This window comes from Streptomyces sp. NBC_01276, assembly GCF_041435355.1.
Lineage (GTDB): Bacteria > Actinomycetota > Actinomycetes > Streptomycetales > Streptomycetaceae > Streptomyces.
In genome coordinates this window covers 3,148,247-3,164,017 of sequence record NZ_CP108442.1, presented here as the reverse complement: position 1 = coordinate 3,164,017, position 15,771 = coordinate 3,148,247, and the positions used below count along the sequence as shown (strand labels likewise).

The 15,771-nt window shown below is 65.9% G+C and carries 25 protein-coding genes; all 25 read left to right on the top strand.

Annotated features, from left to right (window positions below; translation table 11 throughout):
* Window positions 1-352: 352 nt before the first annotated feature.
* The 25 genes from rpsL (at window position 353) to rpmD (ending at window position 15,769) form a co-directional block, all read left to right on the top strand.
* A complete protein-coding gene (rpsL, locus tag OG295_RS13735) occupies window positions 353-724 on the top strand; it encodes a 30S ribosomal protein S12 (RefSeq protein ID WP_007265893.1) in 372 nt (123 codons plus the stop codon).
* A gap of 2 nt (window positions 725-726) precedes the next feature.
* Entirely contained in the window at window positions 727-1,197 is a 471-nt protein-coding gene (gene rpsG, locus OG295_RS13730; protein WP_007265894.1) for a 30S ribosomal protein S7, read from the top strand.
* A gap of 39 nt (window positions 1,198-1,236) precedes the next feature.
* Window positions 1,237-3,369, top strand: coding sequence for an elongation factor G (gene fusA, locus OG295_RS13725; RefSeq protein ID WP_030230624.1), 2,133 nt, complete (start codon window positions 1,237-1,239; stop codon window positions 3,367-3,369).
* 148 nt (window positions 3,370-3,517) lie between these two features.
* A complete protein-coding gene (gene tuf, locus OG295_RS13720) occupies window positions 3,518-4,711 on the top strand; it encodes an elongation factor Tu (RefSeq protein ID WP_266841135.1) in 1,194 nt (397 codons plus the stop codon).
* A 178-nt stretch (window positions 4,712-4,889) separates the two neighbouring features.
* The gene (locus OG295_RS13715) at window positions 4,890-6,083 is read left to right on the top strand and encodes a hypothetical protein (protein WP_371677130.1); all 1,194 of its coding nucleotides are present in this window, start codon (window positions 4,890-4,892) and stop codon (window positions 6,081-6,083) included.
* Between the two features lie 477 nt (window positions 6,084-6,560).
* Window positions 6,561-6,869 carry a 30S ribosomal protein S10 gene (gene rpsJ / locus OG295_RS13710; RefSeq protein WP_003948644.1) on the top strand — a complete coding sequence of 103 codons (309 nt, stop codon included), beginning with the start codon at window positions 6,561-6,563 and terminating at the stop codon, window positions 6,867-6,869.
* A 14-nt stretch (window positions 6,870-6,883) separates the two neighbouring features.
* Window positions 6,884-7,528, top strand: coding sequence for a 50S ribosomal protein L3 (gene rplC / locus OG295_RS13705; RefSeq protein ID WP_008739720.1), 645 nt, complete (start codon window positions 6,884-6,886; stop codon window positions 7,526-7,528).
* A 4-nt stretch (window positions 7,529-7,532) separates the two neighbouring features.
* The gene (gene rplD, locus OG295_RS13700; RefSeq protein ID WP_266841138.1) at window positions 7,533-8,183 is read left to right on the top strand and encodes a 50S ribosomal protein L4; all 651 of its coding nucleotides are present in this window, start codon (window positions 7,533-7,535) and stop codon (window positions 8,181-8,183) included.
* Window positions 8,183-8,506 (top strand): 50S ribosomal protein L23, encoded by a 324-nt coding sequence (gene rplW, locus OG295_RS13695; RefSeq protein WP_215023440.1) that lies wholly within the window; start codon window positions 8,183-8,185, stop codon window positions 8,504-8,506. The genes rplD and rplW overlap by 1 nt, the downstream gene beginning before the upstream one ends.
* Window positions 8,507-8,545: 39 nt before the next feature.
* On the top strand, window positions 8,546-9,382 hold the full coding sequence (gene rplB, locus OG295_RS13690; protein WP_008739715.1) for a 50S ribosomal protein L2: 837 nt from the start codon (window positions 8,546-8,548) through the stop codon (window positions 9,380-9,382).
* Between the two features lie 12 nt (window positions 9,383-9,394).
* Window positions 9,395-9,676, top strand: a complete 282-nt coding sequence (rpsS, locus tag OG295_RS13685; RefSeq protein WP_008739713.1) for a 30S ribosomal protein S19 — start codon at window positions 9,395-9,397, stop codon at window positions 9,674-9,676.
* A 43-nt stretch (window positions 9,677-9,719) separates the two neighbouring features.
* A complete protein-coding gene (gene rplV / locus OG295_RS13680) occupies window positions 9,720-10,067 on the top strand; it encodes a 50S ribosomal protein L22 (protein WP_007265904.1) in 348 nt (115 codons plus the stop codon).
* Window positions 10,067-10,906, top strand: coding sequence for a 30S ribosomal protein S3 (gene rpsC, locus OG295_RS13675; RefSeq protein ID WP_007265905.1), 840 nt, complete (start codon window positions 10,067-10,069; stop codon window positions 10,904-10,906). Before rplV ends, rpsC begins: the two co-directional genes overlap by 1 nt.
* Before the next feature lie 5 nt (window positions 10,907-10,911).
* A complete protein-coding gene (rplP, locus tag OG295_RS13670) occupies window positions 10,912-11,331 on the top strand; it encodes a 50S ribosomal protein L16 (RefSeq protein ID WP_030026326.1) in 420 nt (139 codons plus the stop codon).
* A complete protein-coding gene (rpmC, locus tag OG295_RS13665; RefSeq protein WP_008739703.1) occupies window positions 11,331-11,555 on the top strand; it encodes a 50S ribosomal protein L29 in 225 nt (74 codons plus the stop codon). Before rplP ends, rpmC begins: the two co-directional genes overlap by 1 nt.
* Entirely contained in the window at window positions 11,555-11,836 is a 282-nt protein-coding gene (gene rpsQ, locus OG295_RS13660) for a 30S ribosomal protein S17 (RefSeq protein ID WP_030026328.1), read from the top strand. The genes rpmC and rpsQ overlap by 1 nt, the downstream gene beginning before the upstream one ends.
* A gap of 98 nt (window positions 11,837-11,934) precedes the next feature.
* Complete coding sequence (gene rplN / locus OG295_RS13655; protein WP_003956455.1) at window positions 11,935-12,303, top strand: 50S ribosomal protein L14; 369 nt, start codon at window positions 11,935-11,937, stop codon at window positions 12,301-12,303.
* Between the two features lie 2 nt (window positions 12,304-12,305).
* The gene (gene rplX, locus OG295_RS13650) at window positions 12,306-12,629 is read left to right on the top strand and encodes a 50S ribosomal protein L24 (RefSeq protein WP_030230645.1); all 324 of its coding nucleotides are present in this window, start codon (window positions 12,306-12,308) and stop codon (window positions 12,627-12,629) included.
* On the top strand, window positions 12,629-13,180 hold the full coding sequence (gene rplE, locus OG295_RS13645) for a 50S ribosomal protein L5 (protein ID WP_030154702.1): 552 nt from the start codon (window positions 12,629-12,631) through the stop codon (window positions 13,178-13,180). Before rplX ends, rplE begins: the two co-directional genes overlap by 1 nt.
* A gap of 5 nt (window positions 13,181-13,185) precedes the next feature.
* On the top strand, window positions 13,186-13,371 hold the full coding sequence (locus OG295_RS13640; RefSeq protein WP_003956452.1) for a type Z 30S ribosomal protein S14: 186 nt from the start codon (window positions 13,186-13,188) through the stop codon (window positions 13,369-13,371).
* Window positions 13,372-13,594: 223 nt separating this feature from the next.
* The gene (gene rpsH, locus OG295_RS13635) at window positions 13,595-13,993 is read left to right on the top strand and encodes a 30S ribosomal protein S8 (protein ID WP_007265911.1); all 399 of its coding nucleotides are present in this window, start codon (window positions 13,595-13,597) and stop codon (window positions 13,991-13,993) included.
* A gap of 20 nt (window positions 13,994-14,013) precedes the next feature.
* Window positions 14,014-14,553, top strand: a complete 540-nt coding sequence (gene rplF / locus OG295_RS13630; protein WP_266841143.1) for a 50S ribosomal protein L6 — start codon at window positions 14,014-14,016, stop codon at window positions 14,551-14,553.
* 2 nt (window positions 14,554-14,555) lie between these two features.
* Entirely contained in the window at window positions 14,556-14,939 is a 384-nt protein-coding gene (gene rplR / locus OG295_RS13625) for a 50S ribosomal protein L18 (RefSeq protein ID WP_030026334.1), read from the top strand.
* Window positions 14,940-14,984: 45 nt separating this feature from the next.
* The gene (gene rpsE, locus OG295_RS13620) at window positions 14,985-15,587 is read left to right on the top strand and encodes a 30S ribosomal protein S5 (protein WP_266841145.1); all 603 of its coding nucleotides are present in this window, start codon (window positions 14,985-14,987) and stop codon (window positions 15,585-15,587) included.
* Window positions 15,587-15,769 (top strand): 50S ribosomal protein L30, encoded by a 183-nt coding sequence (rpmD, locus tag OG295_RS13615; protein WP_005313525.1) that lies wholly within the window; start codon window positions 15,587-15,589, stop codon window positions 15,767-15,769. The genes rpsE and rpmD overlap by 1 nt, the downstream gene beginning before the upstream one ends.
* Window positions 15,770-15,771 lie beyond the last annotated feature (2 nt).

Below are 15,771 nucleotides of genomic sequence, written 5' to 3'. Positions count from 1 at the left end.
CGCTGGCAGTGTAGTTCGCCCGCACTACCACGCCGGTGCGACGAGCGCACGGCCACCCCGGCTCGGGGGCCCGGCGCCCGTGCGGCGCCTGAGCTGTGGGGCCGTACGGGCCGGAGCGGTGCGGCTTATGTTTTGACCGGAGTGGATGCGGTGGGTACGCTCAGACCTTGTGCCTGGGGTGTGCCTGGGCTCCCGTGCGTGTCCATCAACCGCACGCGAGCCGCATCGGCCACCGCGATCCATGCGTTTCCGTGCTTGCGCGGAGGTCCGCCGGATCCGACACACCCGACCGCGTGGGTCGGCAAAGTTCCAGGTTAGCTTCACTACACGGCACACAGAAACCGGAGAAGTAGTGCCTACGATCCAGCAGCTGGTCCGTAAGGGCCGGCAGGACAAGGTCGAGAAGACAAAGACCCCCGCGCTTGAGGCTTCGCCCCAGCGTCGCGGCGTCTGCACGCGTGTGTTCACGACCACCCCGAAGAAGCCGAACTCGGCGCTCCGTAAGGTCGCGCGTGTGCGTCTGACCTCCGGCATCGAGGTCACCGCTTACATTCCGGGTGAGGGACACAACCTGCAGGAGCACTCGATCGTGCTCGTGCGTGGTGGCCGTGTGAAGGACCTGCCGGGTGTTCGTTACAAGATCATCCGCGGTGCGCTTGACACCCAGGCTGTCAAGAACCGCAAGCAGGCCCGCAGCCGCTACGGCGCCAAGAAGGAGAAGTAAGAATGCCTCGTAAGGGCCCCGCCCCGAAGCGCCCGGTCATCATCGACCCGGTCTACGCATCTCCTCTGGTGACCTCGCTCATCAACAAGATCCTCCTGAACGGCAAGCGCTCCACCGCCGAGCGCATCGTTTACGGCGCCATGGAAGGCCTCCGCGAGAAGACCGGCAACGACCCGGTCATCACGCTGAAGCGCGCGCTGGAGAACGTCAAGCCGTCCCTCGAGGTCAAGTCCCGCCGTGTCGGTGGCGCGACCTACCAGGTTCCCGTCGAGGTCAAGCCGGGTCGTCAGTCGACCCTGGCCCTCCGCTGGCTCGTGGGTTACTCCCGCGCCCGCCGCGAGAAGACCATGACCGAGCGCCTGATGAACGAGCTGCTCGACGCCTCGAACGGTCTTGGCGCTGCCGTCAAGAAGCGTGAGGACACGCACAAGATGGCCGAGTCCAACAAGGCCTTCGCGCACTACCGCTGGTAGTCCCAACCCACATCGAGACCGAGAGAAGACTGAGCCGATATGGCTACCACTTCGCTTGACCTGGCCAAGGTGCGCAACATCGGCATCATGGCCCACATCGACGCGGGCAAGACGACCACCACCGAGCGCATCCTGTTCTACACCGGTGTGTCGTACAAGATCGGTGAGGTCCACGACGGCGCTGCCACGATGGACTGGATGGAGCAGGAGCAGGAGCGTGGTATCACCATCACGTCTGCCGCTACCACCTGCCACTGGCCGCTCGAAGATGTTGACCACACCATCAACATCATCGACACCCCGGGTCACGTCGACTTCACCGTCGAGGTGGAGCGTTCGCTCCGCGTCCTCGACGGCGCCGTCACCGTGTTCGACGGTGTGGCCGGCGTCGAGCCGCAGTCCGAGACCGTTTGGCGTCAGGCGGACCGCTACGGCGTGCCGCGCATCTGCTTCGTCAACAAGCTCGACCGCACCGGCGCCGAGTTCCACCGCTGCGTCGAGATGATCAAGGACCGCCTCGGTGCGGTTCCGATCGTCATGCAGCTCCCCATCGGTGCCGAGGCCGACTTCCAGGGTGTCGTCGACCTCGTCACGATGAAGGCGTTCGTCTGGTCCGCCGAGGCGACCAAGGGCGAGATGTACGACATCGTCGACATCCCGGCCACGCACACCGAGGCCGCTGAAGAGTGGCGCGGCAAGCTGGTCGAGACCGTCGCCGAGAACGACGACGAGATCATGGAGCTCTTCCTGAACGGCGACGAGCCGTCCGTGGAGCAGCTGCACGCCGCCGTCCGTCGCATCATCCTCGGCTCCGGCAAGGGCAAGGGCGAGCCCACGATCACCGCGGTGTTCTGTGGCACGGCGTTCAAGAACAAGGGCGTCCAGCCCCTGCTCGACGCCGTCGTCCGCTACCTGCCCTCGCCCCTGGACATCGAGGCCATCGAAGGCCACGACGTCCGGGACCCCGAGGTCGTCGTGAAGCGCAAGCCTTCCGACGAGGAGCCCCTCGCGGCGCTGGCGTTCAAGATCATGAGCGACCCGCACCTCGGCAAGCTCACCTTCGTCCGGGTTTACTCGGGCCGCCTGGAGGCCGGCACTGCGGTGCTGAACTCCGTCAAGGGCAAGAAGGAGCGCATCGGCAAGATCTACCGCATGCACGCGAACAAGCGTGAGGAGATCGACTCGGTGGGCGCCGGCGACATCGTCGCCGTCATGGGCCTGAAGCAGACCACCACCGGTGAGACGCTGTGTGACGACAAGAACCAGGTGATCCTGGAGTCCATGGACTTCCCGGCCCCGGTCATCCAGGTCGCCATCGAGCCCAAGTCCAAGGGTGACCAGGAGAAGCTGGGTGTCGCCATTCAGCGTCTCGCGGAGGAGGACCCCTCCTTCCACGTTCACTCGGACGAGGAGACGGGCCAGACCATCCTCGGCGGTATGGGCGAGCTGCACCTCGAGGTGCTGGTCGACCGTATGAAGCGCGAGTTCAAGGTCGAAGCCAACGTCGGCAAGCCGCAGGTCGCGTACCGCGAGACCATCCGCGGCACCGTCGAGCGTCACGACTACACCCACAAGAAGCAGACCGGTGGTACCGGTCAGTTCGCCAAGGTGCAGATCGCGATCGAGCCCATCACCGAGGCTGACGGTCCGGCGTACGAGTTCGTGAACAAGGTCACCGGTGGCCGCGTGCCGAAGGAGTACATCCCTTCGGTCGACGCCGGTGCGCAGGAAGCCATGCAGTTCGGCATCCTGGCCGGCTACGAGATGACGGGCGTCCGCGTCACGCTTCTCGACGGTGGCTACCACGAGGTCGACTCCTCCGAGCTCGCCTTCAAGATCGCCGGTTCGCAGGCCTTCAAGGAGGCCGCGCGCAAGGCGTCCCCCGTGCTCATGGAGCCGATGATGGCCGTCGAGGTCACCACGCCCGAGGACTACATGGGTGACGTCATCGGCGACATCAACTCCCGCCGTGGCCAGATCCAGGCCATGGAGGAGCGCCACGGCGCTCGCGTCGTCAAGGGCCTCGTGCCCCTCTCGGAGATGTTCGGCTACGTCGGAGACCTCCGCAGCAAGACCTCGGGTCGCGCCAGCTACTCGATGCAGTTCGACTCCTACGCCGAGGTTCCCCGGAACGTCGCTGAGGAGATCATCGCGAAGGCCAAGGGCGAGTAACTCTTCCGAGTACACGTTTTAGGCTTGCCACCGGAGCCTCTGGGGCAACAGGAGTAATCTCCCGTTGCCCCGGGGGAACCGGCTATCCAGCAAAGATCACCTGGCGCCGATGATTCAAGGCGTACAGAACCACTCTCAGGAGGACCCCGTGGCGAAGGCGAAGTTCGAGCGGACTAAGCCGCACGTCAACATCGGCACCATCGGTCACATTGACCACGGTAAGACGACCCTCACGGCCGCCATTACCAAGGTGCTGCACGACAAGTACCCGGACCTGAACGCGGCCTCGGCGTTCGACCAGATCGACAAGGCTCCCGAGGAGCGCCAGCGCGGTATCACCATCTCCATCGCGCACGTCGAGTACCAGACCGAGGCGCGTCACTACGCCCACGTCGACTGCCCGGGTCACGCTGACTACATCAAGAACATGATCACCGGTGCCGCCCAGATGGACGGTGCCATCCTCGTGGTCGCCGCCACCGACGGCCCGATGCCGCAGACCAAGGAGCACGTGCTCCTGGCCCGCCAGGTCGGCGTTCCGTACATCGTCGTCGCCCTGAACAAGGCCGACATGGTGGACGACGAGGAGATCCTGGAGCTCGTCGAGCTCGAGGTCCGTGAGCTGCTCTCCGAGTACGACTTCCCGGGCGACGACCTGCCGGTCGTCCAGGTCTCCGCGCTCAAGGCGCTCGAGGGCGACAAGGAGTGGGGTGACAAGCTCCTCGGCCTGATGGACGCCGTGGACGAGGCCATCCCGACCCCGCCGCGTGACACCGAGAAGCCGTTCCTGATGCCCGTCGAGGACGTCTTCACGATCACCGGTCGTGGCACCGTCGTCACCGGCCGCATCGAGCGTGGTGTCCTCAAGGTCAACGAGACCGTCGACATCATCGGCATCAAGACCGAGAAGACCACCACCACGGTCACCGGCATCGAGATGTTCCGCAAGCTGCTCGACGAGGGCCAGGCCGGCGAGAACGTCGGTCTGCTCCTCCGTGGCATCAAGCGCGAGGACGTCGAGCGCGGCCAGGTCATCATCAAGCCCGGTTCGGTCACGCCGCACACCGAGTTCGAGGCCGCCGCGTACATCCTGTCGAAGGACGAGGGTGGCCGTCACACCCCGTTCTTCAACAACTACCGCCCGCAGTTCTACTTCCGTACCACGGACGTGACCGGCGTCGTGACCCTCCCCGAGGGCACCGAGATGGTCATGCCGGGCGACAACACCGACATGACGGTCGCGCTGATCCAGCCGGTCGCCATGGAGGAGGGCCTGAAGTTCGCCATCCGTGAGGGTGGTCGTACCGTGGGCGCCGGCCAGGTCACCAAGATCACGAAGTAATTTCGTGCTCTGACCTGGTAGCTCGCGCGAGCGGGCACCATGTTCGGCAGAAGGGCCCCTTCCCCACCGCTCCGGCGGCGGGGGAGGGGCCCTTCTCCGTACCCGCGTAAAGGCCATGTAAAGGCCCTGTGAGAGGCTCATCCGCAGTTCGGTACAGGGAACGTTCAGGGTGGGACACATGGGGCAGCAGGACGACGGCAGACCCGGCATCTCCGACGAGGAGTGGGCCCGCTTCAGCGAGCAGGTCGCACGGGAGTCCGCGGACGCTCCGAAGGAGCCGTCGGCGCGGGCGCGGATGGTGACCGAGCGGCTGCGGCGTGAGGACGAGGAGCGGGCGCGGGCGGCCCGGAGCGGGCGGTTCGGGCGTCGGCCGAAGCCGGGGCGAAACGATCCGCCGGGGTGGCGGACCGGGCCGGCGTGGCAGGAGATGGAGGGCCGGGGGAAGGGCAAGCGGCGGCTCAAGGCGGCTGCCGCGATCGTTTTCATCGCGGCGCTCGCGCTGATCGCCGTACGGCCGGAGCTGGTGATCGACAAGCTGACGGGCAAGGCCGAAGCCCGTGAGGGGGCCGCCAAGGCCGCCCCACTGCCGGCGGAGACCGCCCGTCCGACCGCGGCCCCGGAGGCCGTGTACCCCGACCGGCCGACGCTGAAGGACCCCTTCCGGGGCTCGCCGGCCCTCCAGTGGGCGGATGGCGCCGCCGGTATCGAGGCGCCGGAGGCGACGGAGGTCGGCGGGGTGTCCCGGGACCAGGTCGCGGACGCGCTGGCGAAGGCGAAGCAGTTCCTGATCGCCGCCAACCTGGACCCCGCGGCGCTGCGGGGCGGGCGGCCCGAGGCAGCGCTGAAGCTGCTGGACCCGCAGGACGAGGAGCTGCGCAAGGAGCTGGAGGTCTCCCTCGACCGGCCGACGCGCGAGCAGGACCCGCTGGACCTGTTCACCCGGTACGACCCGGCCGAACTGAAGCCCGTGGGCGACGTCGTCAAGGTGCGGGGCCGGATGTGGGTGGAGCCGGGGGAGAAGCCCGGACAGGCGGAGGTGAAGGCGGACTACTCCTTCGTCTACCCCTTCGTGAAGGTCAAGGGGAACCCGGAGGACGTCGCGAGAACCATCGTGCGGCGCGAGATCACCTTCTCGGTCGCCGACCCGGCCAAGTGGCGGGGGGCGCCCGGCGCGCTGCGGCTCGCGGCTTTCCAGCCGGACATCGCCAACAGCACCTGTGACCGGTACGACGGGTACGTGCACCCGTCCTTCTTCTCGGACCCGGCCGACAGTGGACCGACCCCTTCCGGCGCGCCGGTCGACCCGTACGACCGCAGCAAGAGCCTCGCAACGGGCCGGCAGGAGGGCTGCGGGAGCGCTTCCCGCTCGTGATCAGGGGTCCGGCCTGGGAGAACCCCGCCGGGGAAGCGTCGCGCCGTGGTTTGACGTGATCGCGCGGCGGGGTATTCTCTTCCGCCCGATTGGCCAGGTACGTGTCTCGTATGGCAGACTACTCAAGTTGCTCGGTTGAGTGCCGATGCTGTGCGCCTCCCGCCGGGAGGACCGGAAGCGAGTCCCACAGTACTCGTCGTCCTTAATCTGCCTTTCGGGGCAGCAATGAGGGCGGACGTACGGGAATCTTCTGGGAAGTGTCAGCAGGGTGCTTGCCAGGCACTCGGTGGGTGTTTCTCCCCCGATGCGCGGTCCGGGACCGCATCCCCTTGGACGAGGGAATTTCCGTATGGGAATTTTCTGTAGAGGGTGTGCGACACGCCCGACCGCGTGGGTCGGAGAGAAGCCGCAGGATCCGTCCCGCAGCCGACCGAGCGCCAGAGCGTTTCCACATACAGACAGGACTACGGAGTAGCCATGGCGGGACAGAAGATCCGCATCCGGCTCAAGGCCTACGACCACGAGGTCATCGACTCCTCGGCGAAGAAGATCGTCGAGACGGTGACCCGCACTGGTGCGTCGGTCGCAGGCCCGGTGCCGCTGCCCACTGAGAAGAACGTGTACTGCGTCATCAAGTCGCCGCACAAGTACAAGGACTCGCGCGAGCACTTCGAGATGCGCACGCACAAGCGCCTGATCGACATCCTCGACCCGACGCCCAAGACCGTTGACTCGCTGATGCGCCTGGACCTTCCGGCCGGCGTTGACATCGAGATCAAGCTCTGAGAGGCGTCGAGAAGATGGCAAAGCAGATCAAGGGCGTCCTGGGCGAGAAGCTCGGCATGACCCAGGTCTGGGACGAGAACAACCGTGTCGTCCCGGTCACCGTGGTCAAGGCCGGACCTTGCGTCGTTACCCAGGTCCGTACGAACGACATCGACGGCTACGAGTCGGTCCAGATCGCCTTCGGCGAGATCGACCCGCGCAAGGTGAACAAGCCCCTCAAGGGCCACTTCGCCAAGGCCGACGTCACCCCGCGCCGCCACCTGGTGGAGCTCCGCACCTCCGACGCCAGCGAGTACACGCTCGGCCAGGAGATCACCGCCCAGGTGTTCGAGTCCGGCGTCAAGGTTGACGTCACGGGCAACAGCAAGGGCAAGGGCTTCGCCGGTGTCATGAAGCGGCACAACTTCCGGGGCCTCGGCGCCGGTCACGGTGTGCAGCGCAAGCACCGCTCCCCCGGTTCGATCGGTGGCTGCGCCACCCCTGGGCGTGTCTTCAAGGGCATGCGCATGGCCGGTCGCATGGGTAACGAGCGCGTCACCACCCAGAACCTGACCATCCACGCGGTTGACGCGGAGAAGGGTCTGCTGCTCATCAAGGGCGCGGTCCCCGGTCCGAACGGCGGCCTCGTCCTGGTCCGTACCGCGGCCAAGGGGGCTTGAGGTAATGAGCACCATTGACATCCTTTCGCCGGCAGGCGACAAGGCCGGTACCGTCGAGCTCCCCGCGGAGATCTTCGACGCCAAGACCAGCGTTCCGCTGATCCACCAGGTCGTTGTCGCTCAGCTGGCTGCTGCCCGTCAGGGCACGCACAAGACCAAGACCCGTGGCGAAGTCCGTGGTGGTGGCCGCAAGCCGTACCGCCAGAAGGGCACCGGCCGCGCCCGTCAGGGTTCGACCCGCGCTCCGCAGTTCGCCGGCGGTGGCGTCGTCCACGGCCCGCAGCCGCGTGACTACTCGCAGCGGACCCCGAAGAAGATGAAGGCCGCCGCCCTCCGCGGTGCCCTCTCGGACCGTGCGCGTCACTCCCGCATCCACGTCGTCACCGGCGTGGTCGAGGGTGCCGCCTCCACGAAGGCCGCCAAGACGCTGTTCGGCAAGATCTCGGAGCGCAAGAACCTGCTCCTGGTCGTCGACCGCAGCGAAGAGGCCGCGTGGCTGTCCGCCCGCAACCTGCCCCAGGTTCACATCCTGGAGCCGGGCCAGCTGAACACGTACGACGTGATCGTCTCTGACGACGTGGTCTTCACTCAGGCCGCTTTCGAGTCCTTCGTGTCTGGCCCCAAGGCCGATGAGACCGAAGGGAGCGACGCGTAATGTCTGACGCGACCGTTACCAGCAAGACCTTCACCGACCCGCGCGACCTGCTGATCAAGCCGGTTGTCTCGGAGAAGAGCTACGCGCTGCTCGACGAGAACAAGTACACGTTCATCGTCGCGCCCGGCTCGAACAAGACCCAGATCAAGCAGGCTGTGGAAGCGGTCTTCTCGGTCAAGGTCACCGGGGTCAACACGATCAACCGTCAGGGTAAGCGCAAGCGCACCAAGACCGGTTTCGGCAAGCGCGCTGACACCAAGCGCGCCATCGTGACCCTCGCTGAGGGCGACCGAATCGACATCTTCGGCGGCCAGGCCTCCTAACGGAGGTCTAGTCGTCCGGAATCGGACGAGGACTGAGAAATGGGTATCCGCAAGTACAAGCCGACGACCCCGGGCCGTCGTGGCTCCAGCGTCGCCGACTTTGTCGAGATCACGCGGTCCACGCCGGAGAAGTCGCTGGTTCGCCCGCTGCACAGCAAGGGCGGCCGTAACAACACCGGTCGGATCACCGTTCGCCACCAGGGTGGTGGACACAAGCGCGCCTACCGCGTGATCGACTTCCGTCGTCACGACAAGGACGGCGTGCCGGCCAAGGTCGCGCACATCGAGTACGACCCCAACCGCACCGCGCGCATCGCGCTCCTGCACTACGCGGACGGCGAGAAGCGCTACATCATCGCGCCGAAGGCTCTGAAGCAGGGCGACCGGATTGAGAACGGCCCCACGGCCGACATCAAGCCCGGTAACAACCTTGCGCTCCGCAACATCCCGGTCGGTACCACGATCCACGCGATCGAGCTCCGTCCCGGTGGCGGCGCCAAGTTCGCGCGTTCGGCTGGTGCCTCCGTGCAGCTGCTGGCGAAGGAGGGCACCATGGCCCACCTCCGCATGCCGTCGGGCGAGATCCGTCTCGTCGACGCGCGCTGCCGCGCCACGGTCGGCGAGGTCGGCAACGCCGAGCAGTCGAACATCAACTGGGGCAAGGCCGGCCGCATGCGCTGGAAGGGCGTTCGCCCGTCCGTCCGCGGTGTCGCGATGAACCCGGTTGACCACCCGCACGGTGGTGGTGAGGGCAAGACCAGTGGTGGTCGCCACCCGGTCTCCCCGTGGGGTCAGAAGGAGGGTCGTACTCGCTCGCCGAAGAAGGCTTCGAGCAAGTACATCGTCCGCCGCCGCAAGACGAACAAGAAGCGCTAGGAGCGGGTTTAGATGCCGCGCAGTCTCAAGAAGGGGCCCTTCGTCGACGACCACCTCGTAAAGAAGGTGGACGTCCAGAACGAAGCCGGCACCAAGAACGTCATCAAGACCTGGTCCCGTCGCTCGATGATCATCCCCAGCATGCTGGGTCACACCATCGCGGTGCACAACGGCAAGACCCACGTCCCGGTGTTCGTCACCGAGTCGATGGTCGGCCACAAGCTCGGCGAGTTCTCGCCGACTCGCACCTTCCGCGGCCACGTCAAGGACGACCGGAAGTCGAAGCGCCGCTAAAGGCGGGGTGGTTACGACTATGACTTACACCGAAGGGACAACCATGGAAGCCAGGGCCCAGGCGCGGTACATCCGCGTCACGCCCATGAAGGCCCGCCGAGTGGTGGACCTTATCCGTGGCATGGATGCCACGGAGGCTCAGGCGGTCCTGCGTTTCGCCCCGCAGGCCGCGAGCGTGCCGGTCGGCAAGGTGCTTGACAGCGCCATTGCCAACGCCGCACACAACTACAACCACCCGGACGCCTCCACGCTGGTCATCAGCGAGGCGTACGTGGACGAGGGCCCGACCCTGAAGCGGTTCCGTCCGCGTGCCCAGGGCCGTGCCTACCGGATCCGCAAGCGGACCAGCCACATCACCGTGGTCGTCAGCAGCAAGGAAGGTTCCCGGTAATGGGCCAGAAGGTAAACCCGCACGGGTTCCGGCTCGGCATCACCACCGACTTCAAGTCGCGTTGGTACGCCGACAAGCTGTACAAGGACTACGTCAAGGAAGACGTCGCCATCCGTCGGATGATGACGTCCGGCATGGAGCGCGCCGGCATCTCGAAGGTTGAGATCGAGCGCACCCGTGACCGCGTGCGTGTGGACATCCACACCGCTCGTCCGGGCATCGTCATCGGCCGCCGTGGCGCCGAGGCCGACCGCATCCGCGGTGACCTCGAGAAGCTCACGGGCAAGCAGGTCCAGCTGAACATCCTCGAGGTCAAGAACCCCGAGCTCGACGCTCAGCTGGTTGCCCAGGCCGTTGCCGAGCAGCTCTCCTCCCGCGTCTCCTTCCGTCGTGCCATGCGCAAGAGCATGCAGGGCACGATGAAGGCCGGCGCCAAGGGCATCAAGATCCAGTGCGGCGGTCGCCTCGGCGGCGCCGAGATGTCCCGCTCCGAGTTCTACCGCGAGGGTCGTGTGCCGCTGCACACGCTGCGCGCGAACGTGGACTACGGCTTCTTCGAGGCCAAGACCACCTTCGGCCGTATCGGTGTGAAGGTCTGGATCTACAAGGGCGACGTCAAGAACATCGCCGAGGTTCGCGCCGAGAACGCTGCGGCCCGTGCGGGTAACCGCCCGGCCCGTGGTGCCGGCGCTGGCGACCGTCCCGCCGGCCGTGGTGGCCGTGGTGGCGAGCGCGGCGGCCGTGGTGGCCGCAAGCCGCAGCAGGCTGCTGGTGCCGAGGCCCCCAAGGCCGACGCTCCCGCCGCCGCTCCGGCTGAGAGCACCGGAACGGAGGCCTGACCGACATGCTGATCCCTCGTAGGGTCAAGCACCGTAAGCAGCACCACCCGAAGCGCCGCGGTATGGCCAAGGGCGGTACTGAGGTCTCGTTCGGCGAGTACGGTATCCAGGCGCTCACCCCCGCCTATGTCACGAACCGCCAGATCGAGGCGGCTCGTATCGCGATGACCCGCCACATCAAGCGTGGCGGCAAGGTCTGGATCAACATCTACCCGGACCGTCCGCTGACGAAGAAGCCGGCCGAAACCCGCATGGGTTCCGGTAAGGGTTCTCCCGAGTGGTGGATCGCGAACGTGCACCCGGGCCGGGTCATGTTCGAGCTGTCCTACCCGAACGAGAAGATTGCTCGTGAGGCGCTCACCCGCGCTGCTCACAAGCTTCCGATGAAGTGCCGGATTGTTCGGCGCGAGGCAGGTGAGTCGTGATGGCGACGGGAACCAAGGCGTCCGAGCTGCGTGAGCTCGGCAACGAGGAGCTCGTTGGCAAGCTGCGCGAGGCCAAGGAGGAGCTGTTCAAGCTCCGCTTCCAGGCGGCCACGGGTCAGCTGGAGAACAACGGCCGGCTCAAGTCCGTCCGTAAGGACATCGCTCGCATCTACACCCTGATGCACGAGCGTGAGCTCGGTATCGAGACGGTGGAGAGCGCCTGATGAGCGAGAAGAACGTGACTGAGACGAACGAGCGCGGCTTCCGCAAGACCCGTGAGGGTCTCGTCGTCAGCGACAAGATGGACAAGACCGTCGTCGTCGCCGTCGAGGACCGCGTCAAGCACGCGCTGTACGGCAAGGTCATCCGCCGTACGAACAAGCTCAAGGCTCACGACGAGCAGAACGCTGCCGGCGTCGGCGACCGCGTCCTCATCATGGAGACGCGTCCGCTGTCGGCGAGCAAGCGCTGGCGCATCGTCGAGATCCTCGAGAAGGCCAAGTAATTTCTTGAAGGGGTAACCCTTCAAGTTCGTTCCGCCAGGCTCGGTCGGGGCTTCTCTGAAGCCCCGGCCGGGAACCGGCAGACAAACAGGAGATAGACGTGATCCAGCAGGAGTCGCGACTGCGTGTCGCCGACAACACTGGTGCCAAGGAGATCCTTTGCATCCGTGTTCTCGGTGGCTCCGGTCGCCGCTACGCGGGCATCGGTGACGTCATCGTCGCCACCGTCAAGGATGCGATCCCCGGTGGCAACGTGAAGAAGGGTGACGTCGTCAAGGCGGTCATCGTTCGCACCGTCAAGGAGCGCCGCCGCCAGGACGGCTCGTACATCCGCTTCGACGAGAACGCCGCCGTCATTCTGAAGAACGACGGCGACCCTCGTGGCACCCGTATCTTCGGCCCCGTCGGCCGTGAGCTGCGCGAGAAGAAGTTCATGAAGATCATCTCGCTCGCGCCGGAGGTGCTGTAAGCATGAAGATCAAGAAGGGCGACCTGGTCCAGGTCATCACCGGTAAGGACAAGGGCAAGCAGGGCAAGGTCATCGCGGCCTTCCCCGCCAACGACCGCGTCCTCGTCGAGGGTGTCAACCGGGTCAAGAAGCACACCAAGGCCGGCCAGACCGCTGGTGGCTCGCAGACCGGTGGCATCGTGATCACCGAGGCGCCGATCCACGTCAGCAACGTTCAGCTGGTCGTGGAGAAGGACGGCCAGAAGGTCGTCACCCGCGTCGGTTTCCGCTTCGACGACGAGGGCAACAAGATCCGCGTTGCCAAGCGGACGGGTGAGGACATCTGATGGCTACCACTCCGCGTCTCAAGACGAAGTACCGCGAGGACATCGCGGGCAAGCTGCGTGAGGAGTTCTCCTACGAGAACGTCATGCAGATCCCCGGCCTCGTGAAGATCGTGGTCAACATGGGTGTGGGCGACGCCGCCCGCGACTCCAAGCTGATCGACGGCGCCATCCGCGACCTGACGACGATCACCGGTCAGAAGCCGGCCGTCACGAAGGCCCGCAAGTCCATCGCGCAGTTCAAGCTGCGTGAGGGTCAGCCGATCGGCTGCCACGTCACCCTCCGTGGTGACCGCATGTGGGAGTTCCTGGACCGTACGCTGTCGCTCGCGCTGCCGCGTATCCGTGACTTCCGTGGTCTGTCGCCGAAGCAGTTCGACGGCCGTGGCAACTACACCTTCGGTCTCACGGAGCAGGTCATGTTCCACGAGATCGACCAGGACAAGATCGACCGTACCCGGGGTATGGACATCACCGTGGTCACCACGGCGACCAACGACGCTGAGGGCCGCGCGCTCCTTCGTCACCTCGGCTTCCCCTTCAAGGAGGCGTAAGCGAGATGGCGAAGAAGGCTCTCATCGCGAAGGCTGCCCGCAAGCCCAAGTTCGGTGTGCGTGCGTACACCCGCTGCCAGCGCTGCGGTCGTCCCCACTCCGTGTACCGCAAGTTCGGCCTGTGCCGCGTCTGCCTTCGTGAGATGGCTCACCGTGGCGAGCTGCCGGGCGTGACCAAGAGCTCCTGGTAACTCCCCCTGGTCCGCAAGGACTTGGGAAGTTCCAGAGACTCTCGGTAAGCATCTGGTCGGTGGGTGCCCAGCTCCGCATGCCGTAGGCTTGTGGGGTTGGGCGTCCGCCGCCCTAATCGACTTACTACGCCGTAGGTCCCCGCACCGCACCCGTCCCGCCACTGAGCGGGGAGAGGGATGGCGCATACAGGAAACCCCGGCGAGAGAGGCCGAAGGCCACTTCATGACCATGACTGACCCGATCGCAGACATGCTCACGCGTCTGCGTAACGCTAACTCGGCGTACCACGACACCGTCGTGATGCCGCACAGCAAGATCAAGTCGCACATCGCAGAGATCCTCAAGCAGGAGGGTTTCATCACCGGCTGGAAGGTCGAGGACGCCGAGGTCGGCAAGAACCTCGTCCTCGAGCTGAAGTTCGGGCCGAACCGTGAGCGCTCCATCGCGGGCATCAAGCGGATCTCGAAGCCCGGTCTGCGCGTGTACGCGAAGTCCACCAACCTGCCGAAGGTCCTCGGCGGCCTGGGCGTGGCGATCATCTCCACGTCCCACGGTCTCCTGACCGGCCAGCAGGCAGGCAAGAAGGGCGTAGGTGGGGAAGTCCTCGCCTACGTCTGGTAGTCGGGAACGGAGGAAAAGCAATGTCGCGAATCGGCAAGCTCCCCATCCAGGTTCCCGCCGGTGTGGACGTCACCATCGTTGGCCAGACGGTCGCCGTGAAGGGCCCCAAGGGTTCCCTCACGCACACCGTCAAGGCGCCGATCGAGATCGTCAAGGGTGAGGACGGCGTTCTGAACGTCACCCGCCCGAACGACGAGCGTCAGAACAAGGCCCTGCACGGCCTGTCCCGCACGCTGGTGGCGAACATGATCACCGGCGTGACCACGGGTTACGTCAAGGCGCTCGAGATCAGCGGTGTCGGTTACCGCGTCGCCGCGAAGGGCTCCGACCTGGAGTTCCAGCTTGGTTACAGCCACCCGATCCTGATCGAGGCGCCCGAGGGCATCTCCTTCAAGGTCGAGTCGCCCACCAAGTTCTCGGTCGAGGGCATCGACAAGCAGAAGGTCGGCGAGGTCGCCGCCAACATCCGCAAGCTGCGGAAGCCCGACCCGTACAAGGCCAAGGGTGTCAAGTACGCCGGCGAGGTCATCCGCCGCAAGGTCGGAAAGGCTGGTAAGTAGCCATGGCATACGGTGTGAAGATCGCCAAGGGCGACGCGTACAAGCGCGCTGCCAAGGCTCGCCGCCACATCCGCATCCGCAAGAACGTCTCGGGTACGGCGGAGCGTCCGCGCCTCGTCGTGACGCGTTCGAACCGCAACATCGTTGCTCAGGTCATCGACGACCTCCAGGGTCACACCCTGGCGTCCGCGTCGACCCTGGACGCTTCGATCCGCGGTGGCGAAGGCGACAAGAGCGCCCAGGCCCAGGCTGTCGGCGCGCTCGTCGCCGAGCGTGCCAAGGCTGCGGGTGTCGAGACCGTCGTGTTCGACCGCGGTGGCAACCGATACGCCGGGCGCATTGCCGCTCTGGCTGACGCCGCCCGCGAAGCCGGGCTGAAGTTCTAAGCCCCGGTTCCGGGACTCACGGACGTAACAGAGAGAGGTAATCCAATGGCTGGACCCCAGCGCCGCGGAAGCGGTGCCGGTGGCGGCGAGCGGCGGGACCGGAAGGGTCGCGACGGTGGTGCTGCCGTCGAGAAGACCGCTTACGTTGAGCGCGTTGTCGCGATCAACCGCGTCGCCAAGGTTGTCAAGGGTGGTCGCCGCTTCAGCTTCACCGCGCTGGTCGTGGTGGGCGACGGTGACGGCACTGTAGGTGTCGGTTACGGCAAGGCCAAGGAAGTTCCCGCGGCCATTGCCAAGGGTGTCGAGGAAGCCAAGAAGAACTTCTTCAAGGTTCCGCGCATCCAGGGCACCATCCCGCACCCGATCCAGGGCGAGAAGGCGGCCGGCGTTGTCCTGCTGAAGCCTGCTTCCCCCGGTACCGGTGTTATCGCCGGTGGCCCGGTGCGCGCCGTTCTGGAGTGCGCCGGCGTTCACGACATCCTGTCGAAGTCCCTGGGCTCCGACAACGCGATCAACATCGTGCACGCGACCGTGGCGGCCCTCCAGGGCCTGCAGCGTCCCGAGGAGATCGCGGCTCGCCGTGGTCTGCCCCTCGAGGACGTCGCCCCCGCGGCTCTCCTTCGTGCGCGTGCTGGGGCGGGTGTCTAATGGCCCGCCTCAAGATCACGCAGACGAAGTCGTACATCGGCAGCAAGCAGAACCACCGCGACACGCTGCGTTCGCTCGGGCTCAAGCGCCTGAACGACGTCGTCGTCAAGGAGGACCGCCCCGAGTTCCGCGGAATGGTTCACACCGTCCGCCACCTCGTGACGGTTGAGGAGGTTGACTAATC